This is a genomic window from Aeromonas sp. 130281 (assembly GCF_056642115.1).
This window is the reverse complement of record NZ_JBWVQS010000001.1, coordinates 976,289-994,637: the sequence shown is the minus strand read 5'-3', so window position 1 is coordinate 994,637 and position 18,349 is coordinate 976,289. Positions and strand designations below refer to the sequence as shown.

The 18,349-nt window shown below is 66.4% G+C and carries 15 protein-coding genes and 2 tRNA genes; 4 read left to right on the top strand and 13 right to left on the bottom strand.

Annotated elements, in window-relative coordinates:
* Positions 1-10: 10 nt before the first annotated feature.
* A complete protein-coding gene (locus AC1IN8_RS04355; RefSeq protein WP_268421446.1) occupies positions 11-892 on the bottom strand; it encodes a DMT family transporter in 882 nt (293 codons plus the stop codon).
* 94 nt (positions 893-986) lie between these two features.
* On the opposite strand from AC1IN8_RS04355, the gene AC1IN8_RS04350 reads away from it, so the two are divergent.
* Entirely contained in the window at positions 987-1,469 is a 483-nt protein-coding gene (locus AC1IN8_RS04350) for a MarR family winged helix-turn-helix transcriptional regulator (RefSeq protein WP_319917737.1), read from the top strand.
* 43 nt (positions 1,470-1,512) lie between these two features.
* On the opposite strand, the gene mltB is transcribed toward AC1IN8_RS04350, so the two are convergent.
* The 10 genes from mltB to AC1IN8_RS04300 form a co-directional block, all read right to left on the bottom strand.
* A complete protein-coding gene (gene mltB, locus AC1IN8_RS04345) occupies positions 1,513-2,598 on the bottom strand; it encodes a lytic murein transglycosylase B (RefSeq protein ID WP_139436436.1) in 1,086 nt (361 codons plus the stop codon).
* 128 nt (positions 2,599-2,726) lie between these two features.
* Positions 2,727-3,329: a CDP-alcohol phosphatidyltransferase family protein gene (locus AC1IN8_RS04340; RefSeq protein ID WP_479758176.1), complete on the bottom strand. Its 603-nt coding sequence runs from the start codon at positions 3,327-3,329 to the stop codon at positions 2,727-2,729.
* Positions 3,322-3,981, bottom strand: coding sequence for an ATP-binding cassette domain-containing protein (locus AC1IN8_RS04335; RefSeq protein ID WP_479758175.1), 660 nt, complete (start codon positions 3,979-3,981; stop codon positions 3,322-3,324). The genes AC1IN8_RS04340 and AC1IN8_RS04335 overlap by 8 nt, the downstream gene beginning before the upstream one ends.
* Positions 3,982-3,983: 2 nt before the next feature.
* Positions 3,984-5,639 carry an ABC transporter permease gene (locus AC1IN8_RS04330; RefSeq protein WP_479758174.1) on the bottom strand — a complete coding sequence of 552 codons (1,656 nt, stop codon included), beginning with the start codon at positions 5,637-5,639 and terminating at the stop codon, positions 3,984-3,986.
* Positions 5,640-5,642: 3 nt separating this feature from the next.
* On the bottom strand, positions 5,643-6,809 hold the full coding sequence (locus AC1IN8_RS04325; protein ID WP_479758173.1) for an ABC transporter substrate-binding protein: 1,167 nt from the start codon (positions 6,807-6,809) through the stop codon (positions 5,643-5,645).
* 18 nt (positions 6,810-6,827) lie between these two features.
* Complete coding sequence (locus tag AC1IN8_RS04320) at positions 6,828-8,981, bottom strand: FAD-dependent oxidoreductase (RefSeq protein ID WP_479758172.1); 2,154 nt, start codon at positions 8,979-8,981, stop codon at positions 6,828-6,830.
* Positions 8,978-9,559, bottom strand: coding sequence for a carboxymuconolactone decarboxylase family protein (locus AC1IN8_RS04315; protein ID WP_139436425.1), 582 nt, complete (start codon positions 9,557-9,559; stop codon positions 8,978-8,980). The genes AC1IN8_RS04320 and AC1IN8_RS04315 overlap by 4 nt, the downstream gene beginning before the upstream one ends.
* A 1-nt stretch (position 9,560) precedes the next feature.
* Positions 9,561-10,262 (bottom strand): DUF1499 domain-containing protein, encoded by a 702-nt coding sequence (locus AC1IN8_RS04310; protein WP_479758171.1) that lies wholly within the window; start codon positions 10,260-10,262, stop codon positions 9,561-9,563.
* A 192-nt stretch (positions 10,263-10,454) separates the two neighbouring features.
* Positions 10,455-10,733: a peptidylprolyl isomerase gene (locus tag AC1IN8_RS04305; RefSeq protein WP_042650241.1), complete on the bottom strand. Its 279-nt coding sequence runs from the start codon at positions 10,731-10,733 to the stop codon at positions 10,455-10,457.
* 79 nt (positions 10,734-10,812) lie between these two features.
* Positions 10,813-11,187 carry a hypothetical protein gene (locus AC1IN8_RS04300; RefSeq protein WP_139436421.1) on the bottom strand — a complete coding sequence of 125 codons (375 nt, stop codon included), beginning with the start codon at positions 11,185-11,187 and terminating at the stop codon, positions 10,813-10,815.
* Between the two features lie 529 nt (positions 11,188-11,716).
* Here AC1IN8_RS04300 and tamA point away from each other — a divergent pair.
* Both tamA and tamB read left to right on the top strand, forming a co-directional pair.
* Positions 11,717-13,492: an autotransporter assembly complex protein TamA gene (gene tamA / locus AC1IN8_RS04295; RefSeq protein ID WP_139436419.1), complete on the top strand. Its 1,776-nt coding sequence runs from the start codon at positions 11,717-11,719 to the stop codon at positions 13,490-13,492.
* Positions 13,493-13,568: 76 nt separating this feature from the next.
* Positions 13,569-17,339 carry an autotransporter assembly complex protein TamB gene (tamB, locus tag AC1IN8_RS04290; RefSeq protein ID WP_479758169.1) on the top strand — a complete coding sequence of 1,257 codons (3,771 nt, stop codon included), beginning with the start codon at positions 13,569-13,571 and terminating at the stop codon, positions 17,337-17,339.
* 116 nt (positions 17,340-17,455) lie between these two features.
* Here tamB and AC1IN8_RS04285 read toward each other — a convergent pair.
* A tRNA-Tyr gene (locus AC1IN8_RS04285) sits at positions 17,456-17,540 on the bottom strand.
* A 30-nt stretch (positions 17,541-17,570) separates the two neighbouring features.
* A tRNA-Tyr gene (locus AC1IN8_RS04280) sits at positions 17,571-17,655 on the bottom strand.
* 126 nt (positions 17,656-17,781) lie between these two features.
* Between AC1IN8_RS04280 and AC1IN8_RS04275 the strand changes: the two genes are divergently transcribed.
* Positions 17,782-18,291 (top strand): VC2046/SO_2500 family protein, encoded by a 510-nt coding sequence (locus tag AC1IN8_RS04275; protein ID WP_479758168.1) that lies wholly within the window; start codon positions 17,782-17,784, stop codon positions 18,289-18,291.
* Positions 18,292-18,349 lie beyond the last annotated feature (58 nt).

Sequence of the window (18,349 nt, the reverse complement as noted above, 5' to 3'; positions counted from 1 at the left end):
TGGTGCCCGATCAGCCATTCCCCGGCTGGTCGGGGCAAGCCTTGGCAGCCTGCCCGCCCTTGAAGAGAGGCCGGGTCGGCAGTTTCATCAGGAACAGGGAGAGCAGGATCACCGCGATGCCGAGCCACTGGCGGCCGTCCAGGGTCTCTCCCACCAGCAGCACGCCGAAGGAGACCGCCACCATGGGGTTGGTGAGGGCCAGCATGCCCATCACCTCGGGACCATGGCGTTTGAGCCCCCACAGCCAGGCCCAGTAGGCCAGCGCAGTGTTGAGCAGAATAAGCCAGATGAGCCCAGGGGCACTCGCCGGCTGCGGCAGCGGCATGGGGCCCGCCAGCCACCAGGCGAGCGGGATCAGCATCAGGCCCCCGAGCAGCAGTTGCCAGGCGGTCAGCGCCAGCAGATCGCTCACCGGCCAGCGCTGCATCCAGCGGCTGGACTGGCCGATGAGCAGGGTGGCCAGCAGGGCGCACGCCACGCCGACGGGATCCAGGTTGGCGGAGGGGTTGAGCAGCAGGAGCACACCCGCGAGCCCCATCAGTCCCAGCAGCAGCCACTTCAGGCTGGGTCGCTTGCCGTCCTGCCACCAGGCCAGCCCCATCAGAATGAGGGGCAGGGTGGCGCCCAGGGTGCCCGCCACCGCCCCCGGCAGGCGATAGGCCGCCACGAACAGCAGGGCGAAGAAGGCGGTGATGTTGCAAAACGCCAGCAGGAACTGCCGGTTCCAGGTGAGGGGCGGCCGGCGGGGGTGGAGCAGCAACAGCAGTATGCCGGCCGGCAGCGCCCGCCACACGGCCACCCAGTAGGGGGAGTAGTCGGTCAGATAGAGACTGACGACGGCATAGGTACTGCCCCAGAGCAGGGGGGCGAGCAGGGCAATCAGCAGTGGCATGGTTGTCTCGCAATAAAGTATCTTCAAGTAAAGATAAACTAGCCGCGAGTTAGTTTATTATCAAGTATCTTTTCGAAAAGATAATGGAGCCGGAATGGATAGTGATCATGTAGACCTGCTGCTGGCCCAGTGGGCGCGGCAGCGACCGGATCTCGACTGCTCCCCCATGGGGGTGCTGGGGCGGGTGGCGCGCATGGCGGCCATCGCCGGGCGCGAGGTGAGTGAAGAGCTCAAGGGGTGCGGCCTGCTGGGCTCAGACTTCGACATCCTGGCGACCCTGCGCCGGGCCGGCGAGCCGCTGACCCCGACCGCCCTCTACCAGTCCGCCATGCTGAGCTCGGGGGCCATGACGGCCAGGCTCGACAAGCTGGAGCAACGCGGCCTGATAAGACGTGAAGCCTCCCCCGATGACAGGCGAAGCCTCTTGGTCTGCCTGACGGAGCCGGGGCGGGAGCTGGTCGACCAGGCGGTGGAGCGCCACGTGGCGAACGAGCGACGCCTGCTGGCCCCGCTGACGGACGAGGAGCAGGGGCAACTGGCCGCTCTGCTCAAGCGCTGGCTGCTGGAAAACGAATAGCAAAACGGGCCCGATGGGCCCGTTTTCGTAGGGTGGGGCTGGCTCAGTAGCCGCCTCTGGCATCCCTGACCGCCAGACCCAGCTGCCACACCGCCATGGCGTAGTGGGTGCTGTGGTTGTAGCGGGTGATGGCGTAGAAGTTCGGCAGGCCGTACCAGTACTGATAGCCGGTGCCCACGTCCAGGCGCAGCAGACTCGCCTCCTTGTGGTTGCCGAGCGACGCTGTGGGGGCCAGCCCTGCCCCGCGCAGGGTGGCGACCGGGTAGCGGGTCTGGAAGCCGTGCTCATAGCCGGGCAGCTGGCCCTGACCGCGCACCGCCACCGGTTGCCCCTTCTCCCAGCCATGTGCCTTGAAGTAGTTGGCCACGCTGCCGATGGCATCCACCGGATCCCACAGATTGGTGTGGCCATTGCCGTTGAAGTCCACCGCATAGCTGCGGAAGCTCGACGGCATGAACTGGCCATAGCCCATGGCGCCGGCGTAGGAGCCCTTGGGTTCGGTGGGATCCATGCCCTCATCCCGGGTCATCACCAGGAAGGCCTCCAGCTCGCCGGTGAAGAAGGTCGCCCGGCGCGGATAGTCGAACGCCAGGGTCGCCAGGGCATCCAGGATGCGGGTCTTGCCCATCACCCGGCCCCAGCGGGTCTCCACCCCTATGATGCCGACGATGATCTCGGGGGGCACCCCGTAGATCTGCTGCGCCCGATTGAGCTCGCTCTCGTACTCACGCCAGAAGCTGACGCCGTTTTGCACATTGTCCGGGGTGATGAACTTGGCGCGGTAGCGATTCCAGGCGCCGGTCGGCCCTGTGGGGGGCGTGGTGGTGGGCGCCTGGGCGTCCATCAGCCGGATGATCCAGTCGTAGCGCTCGGCCTGGGCCAGCACCCTGTGCAGCTCGGCGCCGTTGAAGCCGTGCTTGTCGACCATGCGCTGCACGAACTGATCCACGTTGCTGCGGTTGGCGAAGTCTCCCTTGCTGACCCCCTGCTGGTAGAAAGGTTTGCTCGGCGGCGTCTGATTGATGAAGGCGCTCTGGGGCTGCGGCTTGACCACGGGCTTGGGGGCCGGTGTGCTGCTGCAGCCATACAGCAGAGGGAACAGGGAGAGGGTGAGGAGAAGGCGACGCATATGGTTCTCGTGAGCCTGAAAAAGAGTGTCGTCATGGTAAAACATTGGCGTCCATGCGCAAGTGCTCAGTGCAGGGCCTGGGGCCCATATTCATCAGCCGCTGAATTCGCCGACAGGCCCCTCTCCTCTCACCGCAGGGTGTGGTAGCCGCTCCAGAGCCGGGTCAGGGTGGTGATGGCGCAGAGCAGGGCAAAGCCATAGGCGAGCGGGGCGAAGGAGGCGGGCCACAGGCACATCAGCACGAACAGGGCTATGGTCTCGCTCCCCTCGGTGAGGCCGCCCAGGTAGTAGAGGGACTTGTGGTGGTAGACCGGATTCTCGATGCCGCGCTTGCCCGCCATGATGGCAAAGGCGAGAAAGCTCGAGCCCGTGCCCATGAAGGCGAACAGCAGGGTGGCGGCGGGCAGGGCGTTGGCGGGGGCACCGAGGGCAAAGCCCAGCACCACGGCGGCATAGAAGATGAAGTCGAGGCTGATGTCGAGGAAGCCGCCGCAGTCGGTGATCCCCGTCTGGCGCGCCACGGCCCCATCCAGGCCGTCCAGCAGCCGGTTGAACAGGATGGCGGCGAGGGCCCAGCCGTGCCAGCCCAGTGCCAGCAGCGGCAAGGCCAGCATGCCGACGGCAAAGCCGGTGAGGCTTATCTGGTTGGCACTGATCCCGGCCCGGCACAGGGGGGCGGCCAGCAGCTGGAGGGGGCGGCGAATGAGGGGGATCAGGTGGCGATCAAACAAGGTCGGTGTCCTCTTTGGTCAAGCAGGGAGTGGTGAGTGTCAGGATAGCCCCGGGGGCATCCTCCTCGTCGTGGGTGACCAGCAGGGCGGGTATGCCGAGCGCCTTGAGCCGCTCGAACACCAGGGTTCTGAAGGCCGCGCGCAGCGGCTTGTCCAGCCGGGAGAAGGGCTCGTCCAGCAGCAGGGCCTCTGGCTCTGCCAGCAGGGCCCGCAGCAGGCTGACGCGCGCCTTCTGACCGCCGGAGAGCTGGCCCGGCAGCTTGTCCGCCTGCCCCTCCAGCCCCACCTCTGCCAGCGCCTCGAGGGCGCGGGCCCGTCTCGCCCCCATCCCCCCGAGATGAGCCGGCATGCCGAACATCAGGTTCTCTGCCACCGTCAGATGGGCAAACAGCAGATCGTCCTGAAACAGCATGCCGATGCGCCGCGCCTGAGGCGCCAGGGGGGTGAGCAGCCGCTCGCCGAGCCCTATCTCCCCCACCAGCCGGATGGGCCCAGGGGGGAGCACCCCCGCGAGGGCCGCCAGCAGGGAGCTCTTGCCGCAGCCACTCGGACCCATCAGGGTCAGCACCTCGCCGGGGGCCACCGTCAGGGGGGGCAGCGTCAGCAGGGGCTGGTCATCCAGGTAGAGGGTGAGCTCGGTGGTATGCAGCATGATCAATGCCTCAGTGCGGGGTTGATACGGCGGGGCAGCCAGAGCACCAGGCCGTAGATGAAGAGTGGCAACAGCAGTTGCAGCAGGCCATAGAGGCCAGCCAGTCGCCGGTTGAGGCCGCTGCCTATGGCCACCGCCTCTGTGGTGATGGTGATCACGCGGCCCGCGCCAAACAGCAGGGTGGGCAGGTATTGGGCCAGGCTCACCGCCGCCCCTACCCCGAAGGCGAACAGCAGCGGCCGCGCCAGCAGCGGCCCCTTCACCTGCCACCAGGCGCGCCAGGGGCTGGCCCCGAGGGAGAGTGCCGCCCGGGTGAGGCGATCGTCGAACTGGCGATAGGGGCCGTGCAGGCAGAGATAGACGTAAGGGAAGACGAACAGCAGCTGGCTCCACAGCACCCAGCCCGGTCCTATGCCGTCGACGCCGCCGAGCCAGTCGATCTGCAGGCGCAGTCCGAACAGCAGGCTGGCCTGGGGCAGCAGCAGCGGCAGGCAGATGAGCCAGAGCGGCCACTGGCTGTGGTGGGGACGTCGGCCCTGCTGGGCCTCCAGGGCGAGCACCGCCAGCAGCAGCGAGAGGCCGGCGCAGAGCAGGGCCAGCCACAGGCTCTGCCACAGCAGGGGCCACAGGGTGGGCAGCAGCTCCAGCCAGTGGCGGCCGCTCCATTCGCTGGGCCAGAGCGCGGGGAAGGACCAGCGCCGGGCCAGGGACCAGAGCAGCAGGGAGGCCAGCACCAGCAGGTTGATGGCGAGCAGGACCCAGACACCTGCCCGGGTGAGGCGCTCGGGCCAGGGCGAGGGGAGGCTGCGCCTGCCGTCCAGCCACTGGGCCTTGCCAAGCGCCCCGTGGCTCCACTCCAGCAGCCGCAGGGCGGCGAGCAGCAAGAGGTTGAGCGCCAGCAGCAGCAGGGCGCCGCTGGCGCTGGCCCCGCGCCACTGGAGGTCCGGGTCCTGATACCAGAGCCAGAGCCGCACCGCCAGTGGGGCAGGGGCATCTGGTCCCAGCAGCAGGGCGAGATCCACCACCCCCAGGCCATAGGCCGCCACCGCATAGAGGGGCAGGCGCAGGGCGGGCCAGAGCGCGGGCAGCAGCAGACGCCACCAGATCTGCGGCCCGCTGAAGCCCATGGTTTGCCCAAGCCACTGCTGGCGGCTGACTCGGGCGGGGTCGAGGGCCGAGAGCGCCATCAGCAGCAGAAAGGGGGTCTCTTTCAGGATGAGCGCCAGAATGAGGCCGAGCCCCCAGGGATCTCTCAGGGTCTGCCAGTCGGGGGGCAAGTCAAAGCCGGTGAGGGCGGGGGAGATCAGGCGCAGCAACCAGCCGGAGGGGGCGAGCAGGAAGGCCACGCCGATGGCGAAGGCGACGTGGGGCAGGGCCAGCAGGGGGGAGAGCAGGCGGCGCAACCCGCGCATCCAGGGTCGCCCCTCGCCCCGGGCGAGCAGCAGGGCGGTGAAGAGCAGGGCCCCCAGGGTGGAGGCCCCCGCCACCCAGAGGCTCAGACCCAGCGAGTGCCAGAGCCCGGGCTGGGCGAGCAGCAGGCTGACATGGCCTTTGGCCAGGCCTTCAAGCAGCAGGAGCAGCAGACCGCCGGCGACAGGCGCGGCCAGCGACAGGGCGCATAGCAGGAGAAAGAGGAGGCGCCAGGGCCGGATGCTCATGGTCTAGTGGCCGTAGCGTTCGGCCCAGGCCGCTTCCAGCCGGGTCTGCCAGCTGGGATGGGGTTCGGCCACCGCCTTGAAGCGCAGGGCCGGCTGACGGTTCCCCGGCAGGGCATCCTGGCGCAGCACGCTGGGGTCGCCCCAGAACGCGGGATCCGCCTTGCGGGCCTGGGCGGTGGGGCTCAGCAGGAAGTTGGCCACCACCTTGGCACCGGCCCGGGCGCTGGCGTTGAAGGGGATGGCGAGGAAGTGGCTGTTGGTCAGGGCTCCCTTGGCCATGGCAACGGCCCTCACCGCAGGGGGCAGGGTGCCGTTTTGCACCGAACTTTGGGCCTCGCCAGGGTTGAAGCTGATGGCCATGGCCAGCTCGCCGTCATCGAGCAACTGTTTGGTCTCGGCGGCGCTGGTGGGGAACAGCTTGCCCTTGCGCCAGAGCACGGGGTGCAGCTGATCGAGCCAGCCCCAGAGCGGGGCCGTGAGGCGGGCAAAGTCGGCGTCGCTCGCCTCCCGATAGAGGGGCTTTGGGTCCGGCGTCAGCTCCAGCAAGATCTGCTTGAGGAAGCTCGAGCCATGAAACTGGGGCGGCTTGGGGTAGGTGAAGCGGCCAGGATTGGCTTTGGCCCAGGCGAGCAGCTCGGCCGCCGAGGTGGGCGCTGTGGTGACTTCCTCCGTGTCGACCATCAGATTGAGCTGGCCTATGCCCCAGGGGGCCTCTAGCCCGGCGACCGGCAGGGTGAAGTCCTCGTGCACCGGCAGCTTGGTGTCCACCAGTGCCATGTTCGGCAGATCCTGGGTGAATGGGGCCCCCAGCAGCCCCTGCTCCTTGAGGGCCTTGAAGTTCTCCCCGTTGACCCAGAGCAGGTCGATGGGGCCGCCCGACGTCTTGCCCGCCTGCTTGCTGGCCAGCAGCTGGCTGACGCTCTGGGCTATGTCATCCACCTTCACCTGCACCAGGGTGACCCCGTACTGGCGCTCAATCTCCTGACCCGCCCACCCCAGGTAGGCGTTGATCTCCGGGCTGCCGCCCCAGGCATTGAAATAGACGCGCTGGCCCTTCGCCTCTGCGAGGGTCTGTTGCCAGGTGGTCTCGGCGGCGTGGAGCTGGGTCGCCAGCAGCAGGGGGGCGGCGAGCAGGGGACGGAGCAGGGCGCGAACTCGGGTCTTGAACATGGTGAGGGTCTCGTGGGCTCAGGCGCCGCGGCGCCAACTGTGATAACGGGCCAGCAGGGCCAGCAGGCGGGTGGGCTGGTGGGCCCGCTTCCACTCGCCAGCCAGATACTTGTTCCCCTCCATCAGGGTGGGATAGGTGTGGATGGTGCCCAGGATCTTGCCAAGCCCCAGGCGGTGGCGCATGGCGAGCACAAACTCGGCGATCCGCTCGCCGGCGTGAGTGCCCACTATGGTGGCGCCAAGGATTTTATCCTTGCCCGGCACCGTCAGCACCTCGATAAAGCCGTGGCGCTCCCCGTCGGCGATGGCGCGATCCAGCTCGGCCAGCTCGAAGCGGGTCACCTCGAAGGGAATGCCTTGGGCCTCTGCCTCCTTGCGGTTGAGGCCGACCCGGGCAATCTCGGGGCTGGTGTAGGTGGCCGCCGGGATCACGCGATAGTCCGCCTTGATGCGCCTGAACTGGCCAAAGAGGGCGTTGACCGCCGCATACCAGGCCTGATGGGCGGCGAAGTGGGTGAACTGATAAGGGCCTGCTACGTCTCCCACCGCCAGTATGCTGGGGTAGTTGGTGGCGAGGAAGCCGTCGACCTTGACTGTGCCACGGGGGGCCAGCTCCACCCCCAGCTCTTCGAGCCCGAAGCCGCTCACGTTGGCGACCCGGCCCAGGGCCAGCAGCAACTGATCCCCTTCCACCAGTTGCGTTTCCTCCCCCCGACGCAGTTGCAGCCGGACAGGCAGAGTGCCCTCGGCCGCGGGCTCGTAGTCGGCGCGCTCCGCCCGCCAGCCGGTGAGCAGCCGCACGCCGTCGCGGCTCATCTGCTCGGCCAGCGCCTCGGCCACCTCCCGCTCTTCCCGGGGCAGCAGTTGATCGGCGAGCTCCACCAGGGTGACGGGAATGCCGAGCAGGGCCAGGCTCTGAGCCAGCTCGCAGCCGATGGGGCCGCCGCCGAGCACCAGCAGGTGGCGGGGCGGTTCGCGCAGCTGCCAGAGGCTGTCCGAGGTGAGGTAGGGCACCTGCTCGAGACCCGGCAGCCTGGGCACCATAGGCCTGGCGCCGGTGGCGATGACGATGTGGCGGCTGCTCAGGCGTCTGCCGTCCACCTCCAGCTCCCAGGGGGAGACGAGGCGGGCCCGGCCCTGGATGCACTCTACCCCCAGCCCCTGATAGCGTTCAACCGAGTCGTGGGGTTCGACCTCCTTGATCACCGTCGCCACCCGTGCCATCACGGCGGCAAAATCGGCCTGTGATTGACCGGGGCTGAAGCCAAGCTCGCCGGCCTTGCGCTGTTCAGCGGCGAAGCGGGCGCTTCGGATCAGCGCCTTGGAGGGAACGCAGCCGGTGTTGAGACAATCCCCCCCCATCTTGTGCTGCTCTATGAGCGCCACCCTGGCCTTGACCGCGGCGGCTATGTAGCTGGTGACGAGGCCTCCGGCACCGGCGCCTATCACCAGCAGGTTGTAGTCGAAGCGAGCCGGTTTGTGATAGGGGGCGTGCAGGCGGCGCAGGGCGAGCCTGCGTTGCAGCCAGCGCATCAGCCAGGGCATCAGGCCGAGCAGGGTCAGGGCCGCCACCAGGCCGGGGGAGAGGATCTTGCCCGTGCTGGTGAGGGTGGCGAGCTCGCTGCCCGCCAGCACATAGACGAAGGTGCCCGGCAGCATGCCGAGCTGGCTGACCCAGTAGTAGGTACTGACTCTGATGGGGGTGAGCCCCATCAGCAGGTTGACCAGGAAGAAGGGGAAGAGGGGGATGAGGCGCAGGCTCAGCAGGTAGAAGGCTCCATCCTTCGCCATGCCTGCCTCAAAGGTGGCCAGCTTGTCGCCGAAGCGGCGGCTCACCCAGTCGCGCAGCAGGAAGCGGGCGCTGAGAAAGGCCAGCGTGGCCCCCAGGGTGCTGGCAAAGGAGACCAGCAGCAGCCCCCAGCCGACGCCGAACAGGGCGCTGCCTCCCAGGGTCAGCAGGGCGGCGCCGGGCAGGGAGAGGGCAGTGGTTGCCACGTAGAGGAGCGTGAACAGCAGGGCCGCCTGGCCGAAGTGCGCCTGCACCCAGGCCGAGGCTTGCTCCTGGTGGGCCTGCAACCGGGGGAGGCTGAAATAGGCATCGAGATCGAAGGCGAAGAAGGCGCCGATCAGGCATCCCATCACCAGCAACAGCAGCAGGCGGCCCCGGCTCATTGGCCGTCCCTGTCGGAGGGCGCCGGGCGCTCGGGCTGCACCGGCAACTGGCAGAAGCCCTGGGGGGCGATGTCGAGGGCGGCATTGAACTTGGCCGACATGTTCTGGAAGGCGATGAGGCCGGTGAGCTCCACCAGGGCATCGTCATCGAACCAGGGCTTGAGCCGCGCGGCCTGCTGGTCACTCACCCCATCCAGCCCCGTCATGGCCTCGGTGTAGTCGAGCACCGCCCGCTCGCGCTCATCGAAGAGGGGGCTTTGGCGCCACTGGGCCAGCGCCTCCACCTTGTCGCTGGAGCCGGCGCGCTTGATGAGGGTCATGGCGTTGATGTCGACGCAGAAGCGGCACCAGTTGAGCTGGGAGACCCGCACCGTCACCAGAGAGCGCAGCACGGGGTCTATGGGGGAGCGCTTGCGGTTGATGACGCCGTAGAGGGTGGCGACGGCGGCAAACAGGCGCGGCGAGCGGCCCCAGCACTTGCCCGGGATCAGCACCTGACCGTAGTTGCGTTGCTGCAGCCAGAAAAAGGGGCGGATAAACCAGGCATATTCCCGATCAGGCTTGACCTCAACGCGCATGTTATTCCTCTTGTTCCATTTTCTGCATCTTGGGTTTGTAGGCCCCCCCCAGCCGCTCGTTGAGCCGGGTCAGGAAGTTCTGGATCCGTGCCCGGTTGACCCCCAGATCGCTGCGCCCCTGACGGGAGGCGGAGCGCATGTCGACCCGGGTCTCTTTCGGCCCGGCGAAGACCCGCAGCGCCACGTCATCCTCAAAGCCGAACCAGCCGGTGGTGACCACGGCATCGAGGCCGTCCGGGCTCGGGCGCACCCGCCAGCCGAGCTCCGTCATCAGCTCGTCCGCTTCGGCGATCACCTCGGCCGGGGAGGCTCGGGTATAGAGAGGACCGGGGTTGCCGGGAAAAACTTGCAAGGGGGGGGCATTGACGGGGAGATCCTCAGCCGTTCTCAGCTGCTCGGCCCACAGCAGACGGGGCGGATGATGGGGATCCGTGCTGACGTCGTTGGTGAGCGGCGAGCGCAGCGCCTGAACGACAAACAGCAGGGGCAGCAGCAGGGGGGCTATGCCCCAGGCATCGGCCCACAGACAGGGGGAGCTGCGGTAGCGCCAGGGCAGGCGCAGCAGGAGCCAGAGGCTGATCAGGGCGCTCGCGAGGCAGAGGACGAAACCGAGCCACCAGGGCCAGAGATGGGCCCGGCTGCCGAGGGCGCCCCCCAGGGGCAGCAACCAGGCCAGCAGGGGCCACCACAAATAGCTGTGCATATGCAGGATCCACTGGTTATGATGGAGCAATGCCCAGAAGGATAAACTTAATTACCTGATAACGTTAGTAAATTATCTTTATCTTGGCGCTTTTTACCGCCCTGGGCGCAGGGCGGCAGGGCGGTGGCCAGGAGTCGGCCGGGCAGGAAGCCGGCCGAGCCCTTGTCAGGGCTGGGGGCGCGGGGAGGGCCCTCAGTTGCGGTAGAGCACCTTGATGAGGTGGAAGCCGAACTTGGTGCGCACCGGCCCCAGCACGGTCAGGAGTTCCCCCTTGAAGACGGCATCGTCAAAGGCCTTGACCATGTCCCCCTTGGAGAACTCCCCCAGATCGCCGCTGCGCTTGGCGGAGGCGCAGGTGGAGAAGCGCTTGGCCATCTGGCCGAAGTCGGCACCCTTGGCGAGTTTTTCCTTGATCTCGAGACACTCTTTCTCGGTCTTGACCAGGATGTGCTGGGCACAGGCTTTTTTCATCGGAACGCTCCTCGGCGAGGGTAAAGGGGGCGCAAGGGTACTCCAATTCGGCGCGCGCGTCAGCCCCGCCGGCGGCACATCAGCCGCGGGGATGGGTCGCCAGACGTGCCCTGGGGCGAGACTGCCAGAGGATCTCCAGCCCCAGCAGGGCGTAGAGGCTCCAGATGGCCAGGGGATTGAGCCAGTCGCCGCCGAGCTGCAGGGTGAGCAGGGCGCCGCCGACCAGCAGCAGGGCTATCCCGGGCAGGCGCCAGTGGACCGGCAGCGGTGCCAGCATGGCCAGCCCCAGCAGCAGGGCGAGACCGAAGGGCAGGTTGAGGGCGGTGAAGGCCAGGGCCTGCTGACCGTTCATGCCGGTCAACAGAGCCAGCAGGGCACTGCAACAGGCCAGGAAGGTGACGAATTCGAGTCGGTCGGCTATGTAGTCAGCCAGTTGTTCGCTACGTAAGTGCATGGGATCTCTCCTGCGATTTGATGACATCAGTGTGGGGCAGGGAAGGTGGCAGTGGCAGCGGGATAAATCGATTGGATTGAACGAAGCTTTAGTGCCACCTATTCAAGTTGTTGATTTAAACTTATTTTCCTGTTCAATAGCAGGATATGGCAATGGGGGCGCCAGACGGTGATGTCAAGCCTGTCAGGGGATCCTGGGTCTCAAGGTCCGGGGTAGTCCGACAGGGGTTGTCGCGTGGCGAGCGCAGCTGTGCCACGGGCGGCGACGGGAAGGCGCTGCCGGCATCGGGCCTGGGTGCCGTTTTTTTGTACGACCCTTGCCGGGAGAGTGCGCACTTTCCCCGCTGACGGGCCGTTTTCCCTCTCAGTTCCCGGTGAAAGCCGGCCCCGGAAGAGGATGCCAGCCCCGGGGGAGAGGGGGATTTCGCGACTGCGCTTATGCTAGGATGAGCCGCGCTCGCCTGGGGTGGGCCCCATTATCATTCTAAATCGAACAGTTTTTTACTTATGTTATTCGGGGAAATTGACGTTTGACAGGATGCCATCCTATTTTGCCTGCCGGGTTCACCTCACCCGGGCGAACCCGTCGCCCCGGGCTCGGCACCTTGCTGCTCGCCCTCTCTCTGTGGCTGCTGGTGACCCCCGCCATGGCGGCCAAGCTGACCTATCAGATCAAGGGCATCAAGGGGGAGCAGAAGGATAACGTCGAGGCCTATCTCAATGCCCTGCCGGTCTACCAGGAGCGCCAGTATCGTCCCGCCCGCGCCAAGATCACCGAGAGCGTGCAGAAAGCCCTGCAGGTCTATGGCTACTACCAGCCGAAGATCACCCTCGCTCGCGACAAGAAATCCCCCGCCAGGGTGGTGATCGAGATAGCGCGGGGGGAGCCAGTGCTCATCTCGCGCCTCGACATTCTGCTGGAAGGGGAGGCGGGCAGCGACGAGGTCTACAGCGAGCTGCTGGACAAGCTGCCCCTGAAGGAGGGGGATCCCCTCAACCACGGCAAGTACGAGTCCATCAAGGCGGATCTCGGCAGCCTGGGGCTGGCGCGGGGCTATTTTGACGCCAAGATCAGCAAGAGCCAGGTGAAAGTCTTCCCGGATCAGGGCAAGGCCGAGATCTATATCCTGTTCCGCTCCGGCCCCCGCTATCACTTCGGCGAGATCAATTACGATGCGACGCCGGAGGCCCTGCGCCTCATCCGGCCGCTCATCAACATCAAGAGTGGCGACCCCTATCTGGCGATCCGGCTGGCCGAGATGTCCCAGGACGTCTCCTCCACCAAGCTGTTCAAGCAGGTGGACATCAAGCCCATGATAAGCCAGGCCGAGGGCAATCGGGTGCCGGTGCAGGTGACCCTCTCGAACCGGGTCGACCACGAGATCGAAACCGGTATCGGCTATGCCACGGACGTGGGGCCGCGCCTGAGTGCCACCTGGGAGAAGCCCTGGGTCAACCGCTACGGCCACAGCCTCTCCAGCACCGCCAAGATCTCGGCCCCGGAGGCGGAGCTCAGTTTCGACTACCAGATCCCGGTCGGCAACCCGCTGCGGGACTACTACTCCCTGCAGGCCGGCTACCAGTACACCGACAACAACGATACCCGATCCGATCTGGCCACCTTCGGTGTGCACCGCTGGAAGCGGCGGCCGGAGAGCTGGGACAGGGACGTCTTCATCCGGCTGGAGAACGAGCGCTACGTGCAGGGCAACGACGAGGGGAACAGTCTGCTGCTGATCCCCGGGGTCTCCTGGTCACGGTTGCGGGTGCGCGGCGGCCTGGTGCCGGAGTGGGGGGATCGTCAGCAACTGACGACGGAATTCTCCAGCCCCTACTGGGGCTCGGACATCAACTTCATGCGGGTGTGGGGGCGCAGCAAGTGGCTGCGCACCCTGGGGGAGGATCACCGTTTCCTGATGCGGGTCGAGCAGGGGGCCATCATAGGGGATGACTTCTCCCTGGTGCCACCCTCCCTGCGTTTCTTCACCGGCGGCGATCAGACCATACGTGGTTACGGCTATGAGACGGTCTCGCCGAAGGACGAGGATGGCAAGCTCACCGGCGGGCGCTACACCAGCGTGGGCAGCCTGGAGTACAACTACCGCTTCAGCGACAAGTGGCTCGGCGCCCTGTTCGTGGATGGCGGCACGGCCACCGTGGACTACAGCGAGGCCTGGAAGATAGGCACCGGGGTCGGGGTGCGCTGGGTGACGCCCATCGGCCAGGTCAGGCTGGATCTGGCGGTGGCCATCTCCGAGGAGGACAAGCCGTTGCGGCTGCATTTCGCGCTGGGGCCCGAATTATGATCCGGTTTGAACCCACTCATCCTCTCTCTTCTCTCTCCTGGCCGCTGCGGCTGCCTCTTTCTCGGGAGTCTGCGCTGTGATCTGGGTAAAGCGTATTTTCTTGTGGCTCATGGGGCTCGTCTTCCTGCTGCTCATCGGCGTCAGCCTGCTGGGCTTCACCCATCAGGGCAACAAGTGGCTGTGGCAGCAGGCCAAAGGGGCGCTGCCCTCCCTCAAGGGGGAGCTGGTGGCGGGCCAACTCGGCTATGGCTGGACCCTGGAAGGGGTCGGCTGGCAGGACGAGCTGGTGGATGTCACCGTCGAGCGGGCCGTGCTGGACTGGGATCTCGGCAAGCTGCTGCAGGGCAAGCTCTGGATCAAGTCCCTGACGGTCACCCACCCTGTGGTGAAGGTCGCCGACGCTGAGCCTGTGCCGGAAGAGCCCACCGAGCCCTTCGTCTGGCGCCCGTTGCCACTGCGCATCCAGGTGGACAGCCTCAAGGTGACGGATCTGGACCTGGCCGTCCCCGGCGTTGGGGTGACCCTGGCCGCCCTCGACATCGGCGCCACCCTGGATCGCAAGGGGCTCATAGTGCGCGGGCCCGTGCTCGATGGCCTGAACGTGACCCTGGCCGAGGCCCCTGCTGCCGACGAGGCGGCCAAGCCGGCCGCCAGCAAGACGGCCAAGGCGCAGGGCGCGACCAAGGCCGAGCCCAAGGAGACCGCAACCGCCAAGGCGAAGCCAGAGGCGGCCGCCCCCATCCAGCTGCCCGAGATCCGCCTGCCATTCCCCATCCAGCTGGAAGGCCTGGCGGCGACCCGGGTGCGCTATCAGCAGGGGGAGCTCGTCGAGGGGCTCGACAAGCTGCTGCTGTCGGCCAAGGCCCAGGATGCGCGCATCGAGGTGCGTGAGCTCTCCTTGCGCCACGCCATGGCGGATCTGGCGCTCAAGGGCCATGTCAGCCTGACCTCGGATTATCCCCTCGCCCTGACCCTGGATGCCAAGGCCCGCAAGGGGCTCAAGCAGTGGGAGCTCGACACCGAGCAGGCGAACCTGACCCTGGATGGCTCCGTGGGCAAGCTTGGGCTGGCGCTCAAGGCCAAGGGACCGATCGCGGCCAACCTCAAGGGGACGCTGGCGACGCTGGATCCCGACTTGCCCTTCGATCTGGCGCTGGACTGGAAGAGCCTCGGCTGGCCGCTGCACAAACCGGCCAAGGATGAGCCGAGCTATCGGCTGGACAAGGGCAGCCTGAGCGCCAAGGGCAAGCTCTCTGGCTATCAGTTTGCACTCGACACCGCCGGCAAGGGCACGGACGTGCCCCCCTTCAAGCTGGCGCTCTCGGGCAAGGGGGATCTGGAGCAGCTGAGCCAGATAAAGCTGCTGCTGGGCGCCCTGAAGGGGGAGCTCAGGCTCGATGGCAAGCTCGCCTGGCGCAAGGGTGTCCAGTGGCAGGGGACCACCGAATTCAAGGGGATCAACCCGGCCGAGCTGGTGCCCGAGATCAAGGGGACGCTGGCGGGCAAGATAGCGAGCCGCTTCGAGCTTGACGAGGCGGGCCACTGGCAGCTGGCCCTGCCGGAGCTCAAGGTGGACGGCAAGCTCAACCAGTATCCGCTGGCGCTCAAGGGCGCCCTCAGCGGCAACGACAAGATGGAGTGGACCATCCCGGCCCTGGCGCTGCAAAGCGGTCCCAACCAGTTGCAGGCCAAGGGGGCGCTCACCGCCCAGGCCTGGAAGCTGGATGCCCAGATAGATGCCCCCAAGCTCGGCGGCATCTACCCCGGCCTTGGGGGCGACCTCAAGGGACAGGTGCGCGTCACCGGCAGCCAGCAGGCGCCGAGGGTGAATGCGGATCTGGTCTCGAGCCGCCTCTCCTATGCCGGAACCGTGCTGAAAGAGACTGTCATCAAGGGCAACGCCCTGGTGGGGGAGAAACCGGCCGGCGAGCTGGCCCTGACGGTGGCGAGCCTGGTGCAGGGGACGACGGCACTCTCCAAGATAGCCCTGAACCTGAGTGGCGATCTCGACCGCCACGGGCTCACCTTGACCATGAAGGGGGATCCGGTGGCTGCGGATCTGAGTCTGAATGGCAGCCTGCGCGGGGATCGCTGGCGCGGCACCCTCTCCGAGCTCAAGGTGAAGACCCCGCTCAAGCGCTGGTCCCTGACCGCCCCCTGGTCCCTGGATCTGGACTTGCCCAGACAACAACTGACCATGGGGGATCTCTGCCTGGGCTCCCAGAAGGCCAGCCTCTGCGTCAAGGGCAGCCAGATCTCGGCCGCCCAGGGCAGCCTGGAGTTTGCCCTGAGCGAGTTCGATCTCAAGCGGCTGCGCCCCTGGTTGCCGGACAACTTCCGCTGGCAGGCGGTGCTGTCGGCGGACGGCCGCGCCAGCTGGCGCGGCAGCCAGCCGACCCTGCACGCCACAGTGCGCACCACGCCGGGTACATTGGTGGCCGACGAGATCAAGACCGAGTACCAGCGCCTCGAGCTCGGGGTCGATTTCGAACGCCAGCAGGCCGCCATCCGGCTCGATTTCGCCTCCAGACAGATAGGCAACATAGACACGGATCTGCTGATAAAGGAGCCAGCGGGCCGTGGCCAGCTGTCGGGTCAGCTCAAGTTTGACGACCTCAAGCTGGCGACCTTTGCCCCCCTCATCCCCGAGGTGCGCTCCCTGCAAGGCTTCATCTCGGCGGATGCCCGCTTCGATGGCACCCTGGCGGCGCCCCTGCTGTACGGTGAGCTGAACCTGCTGGAGGGGGAGGTGCAGACCCACTCCGACATGGTGACCCTCTCCAGGCTGGTGACCCGCCTCAAGATAGACGGCAACCGGGCCGAACTCGACGGCTCCATGCTGGTGGGCAAGGGGCCGCTCGTGCTGGGGGGCTGGCTGAGCTGGGCCAGGCTGCCGGTGACCGGCAGTCTCACCATCAAGGGCAAGGATCTGGAAGCCCAGTACCCGGGCATGGGTCGGGTCAGGGTGACGCCTGACATCGCCATCTCCCTGGGGGAGGAGACCAGGGTCAGCGGTCAGGTGGACATCCCCTGGTCGCGCATCCTGGTCAAGACCTTGCCGGAGAGTGCGGTGGCGGTCTCGGATGACGTGACCGTCATCTATGACGATCTGCCGCCAGTGCCCAAGGCGGAGCCCCTGCCGATGGAGATCAAGCTCGCCATCCGGCTCGGTGACGATGTCCGGCTGGAGGCCATGGGGCTCAAGACCAAGGTGACGGGGGCGCTCGGCATTCGCCAGGATCCTTCCAAGCCCATGTCGGGCAATGGTCAGCTGGAGCTGAAAGATGGACGCTTCAAGGCCTATGGTCAGAACCTCATCATCAAGGAGGGACGGATCCTCTTCTCCGGCCCCATCGATCAGCCCTATCTCAACATAGAGACCTACCGGGATCCCGACACCATAGAGGACAACGTCACCGTCGGGGTCCGGGTGACGGGGCCGGCGGCCAAGCCGAAGATCACCGTCTATTCCGAGCCGCAGATGGCGCAGTCCGAGCAGCTCTCCTACCTGCTGCGCGGCAAGGGGTTGCAGACCAGTGGCGAGGATGGTGGCTTCAACGGCCTGCTGGTGGCGGGGGCGGTGAGCCAGGCGAGTGGGGTGGTCTCCAGCATCGGGGAGTCGCTGGGCATGAGCGATGTGGCACTCGACACCGCAGGGAGCGGTGATGATACCCAGGTGACCCTGTCTGCCTACCTGCTGCCTGGCTTGCAGTTCCAGTACGGCGTCGGGGTGTTCAGCCCCATCGCCGAGTTCAAGTTGCGCTACGAGCTGATGCCCAGACTCTATCTGCAGGCCATGAGCGGGGTGGCCCAGGCGGTAGACATCTTCTATCGCTTCACCCTGTGAAGGGGATGAGCACGAAAACGGGAGGCCTTGGCCTCCCGTTTTTCATGGTGCATTCTGGCAGGGCAGGGATGCCCTGAAAAGCAAAAACCCGGCGCCAGGCCGGGTCTTAAGAAGAATGGTGGAGGGAGAAGGATTCGAACCTTCGAAGGCAGAGCCGTCAGATTTACAGTCTGATCCCTTTGGCCGCTCGGGAACCCCTCCACAGGGCATGACCTGATTGTGGCACTTGAATGGTGGAGGGAGAAGGATTCGAACCTTCGAAGGCAGAGCCGTCAGATTTACAGTCTGATCCCTTTGGCCGCTCGGGAACCCCTCCCCAAGTGCGAGGCGCATACTAACAGATCTGTCGCGCTTGTGAACCCCTTGGCAGGGATTTTTAATGCTTAAAGGATTGGGTTGACGGCCGATAAGCAATGAAACCCTCATTTCCAAGATTTATCCCATGCTGCCCAGTGCGATTCGTGATCGATTGCTCGTCGATGAAGCCCAGTTGGGCCAGCGGCTCAACCAGGATCTCCGTCAGGGAGACAGGGCCGACTTCAGGCTGCACCTGGCGCTGCTGACCGATGCGGTCGAGGAGCAACCCTGGTTTGGGTCCGCCCCGACGGCGGCACCGCCAGCACAGCCATGGCGCACCCGTTTCGGTTTGATGCCCGAGGCCGCCTTGGCGGGCGAGCCGGGGGAATCCGGCGCCTGGGCACTCAACGAGCGCCTGCAGCAGGGGGGCTGCATGGCCGATGTGCGGCTCTGGCTGGCGTTGCGATCTCCCCCGGTGGTCAACCGGACACCGGCGCTGGATCCCGCCGTGTATGACAATCTGTCTGCTCTCGGGCGGGAACGCTGGCAGGGCAAGCTCGCCTCCGAGCCCAGGGGGGAGGATCCCTTGCTGATGCTGCCGTTGCTGGATGATCTGACGCGGGGGGTGGATGCTCGCTTGCGCTGGCTGGCCTGATACCAGAGGCGCAGAGAGAAGATGCAAAAAGGCGGGATGACCCGCCTTCTTGCGCAAT

Bases quoted from the DNA above. Each gene is read 5' to 3' on its own strand.
- AC1IN8_RS04275 (WP_479758168.1), top strand. From the start codon at position 17,782: ATGCTGCCCAGTGCGATTCGTGATCGATTGCTCGTCGATGAAGCCCAG.
- AC1IN8_RS04300 (WP_139436421.1), bottom strand. From the start codon at position 11,187: ATGCACTTACGTAGCGAACAACTGGCTGACTACATAGCCGACCGACTC.
- AC1IN8_RS04320 (WP_479758172.1), bottom strand. From the start codon at position 8,981: ATGAGCCGGGGCCGCCTGCTGCTGTTGCTGGTGATGGGATGCCTGATC.
- mltB (WP_139436436.1), bottom strand. From the start codon at position 2,598: ATGCGTCGCCTTCTCCTCACCCTCTCCCTGTTCCCTCTGCTGTATGGC.
- AC1IN8_RS04335 (WP_479758175.1), bottom strand. From the start codon at position 3,981: ATGCTGCATACCACCGAGCTCACCCTCTACCTGGATGACCAGCCCCTG.
- AC1IN8_RS04310 (WP_479758171.1), bottom strand. From the start codon at position 10,262: ATGCACAGCTATTTGTGGTGGCCCCTGCTGGCCTGGTTGCTGCCCCTG.
- AC1IN8_RS04355 (WP_268421446.1), bottom strand. From the start codon at position 892: ATGCCACTGCTGATTGCCCTGCTCGCCCCCCTGCTCTGGGGCAGTACC.
- AC1IN8_RS04330 (WP_479758174.1), bottom strand. From the start codon at position 5,639: ATGAGCATCCGGCCCTGGCGCCTCCTCTTTCTCCTGCTATGCGCCCTG.
- AC1IN8_RS04315 (WP_139436425.1), bottom strand. From the start codon at position 9,559: ATGCGCGTTGAGGTCAAGCCTGATCGGGAATATGCCTGGTTTATCCGC.
- AC1IN8_RS04305 (WP_042650241.1), bottom strand. From the start codon at position 10,733: ATGAAAAAAGCCTGTGCCCAGCACATCCTGGTCAAGACCGAGAAAGAG.
- AC1IN8_RS04350 (WP_319917737.1), top strand. From the start codon at position 987: ATGGATAGTGATCATGTAGACCTGCTGCTGGCCCAGTGGGCGCGGCAG.
- AC1IN8_RS04325 (WP_479758173.1), bottom strand. From the start codon at position 6,809: ATGTTCAAGACCCGAGTTCGCGCCCTGCTCCGTCCCCTGCTCGCCGCC.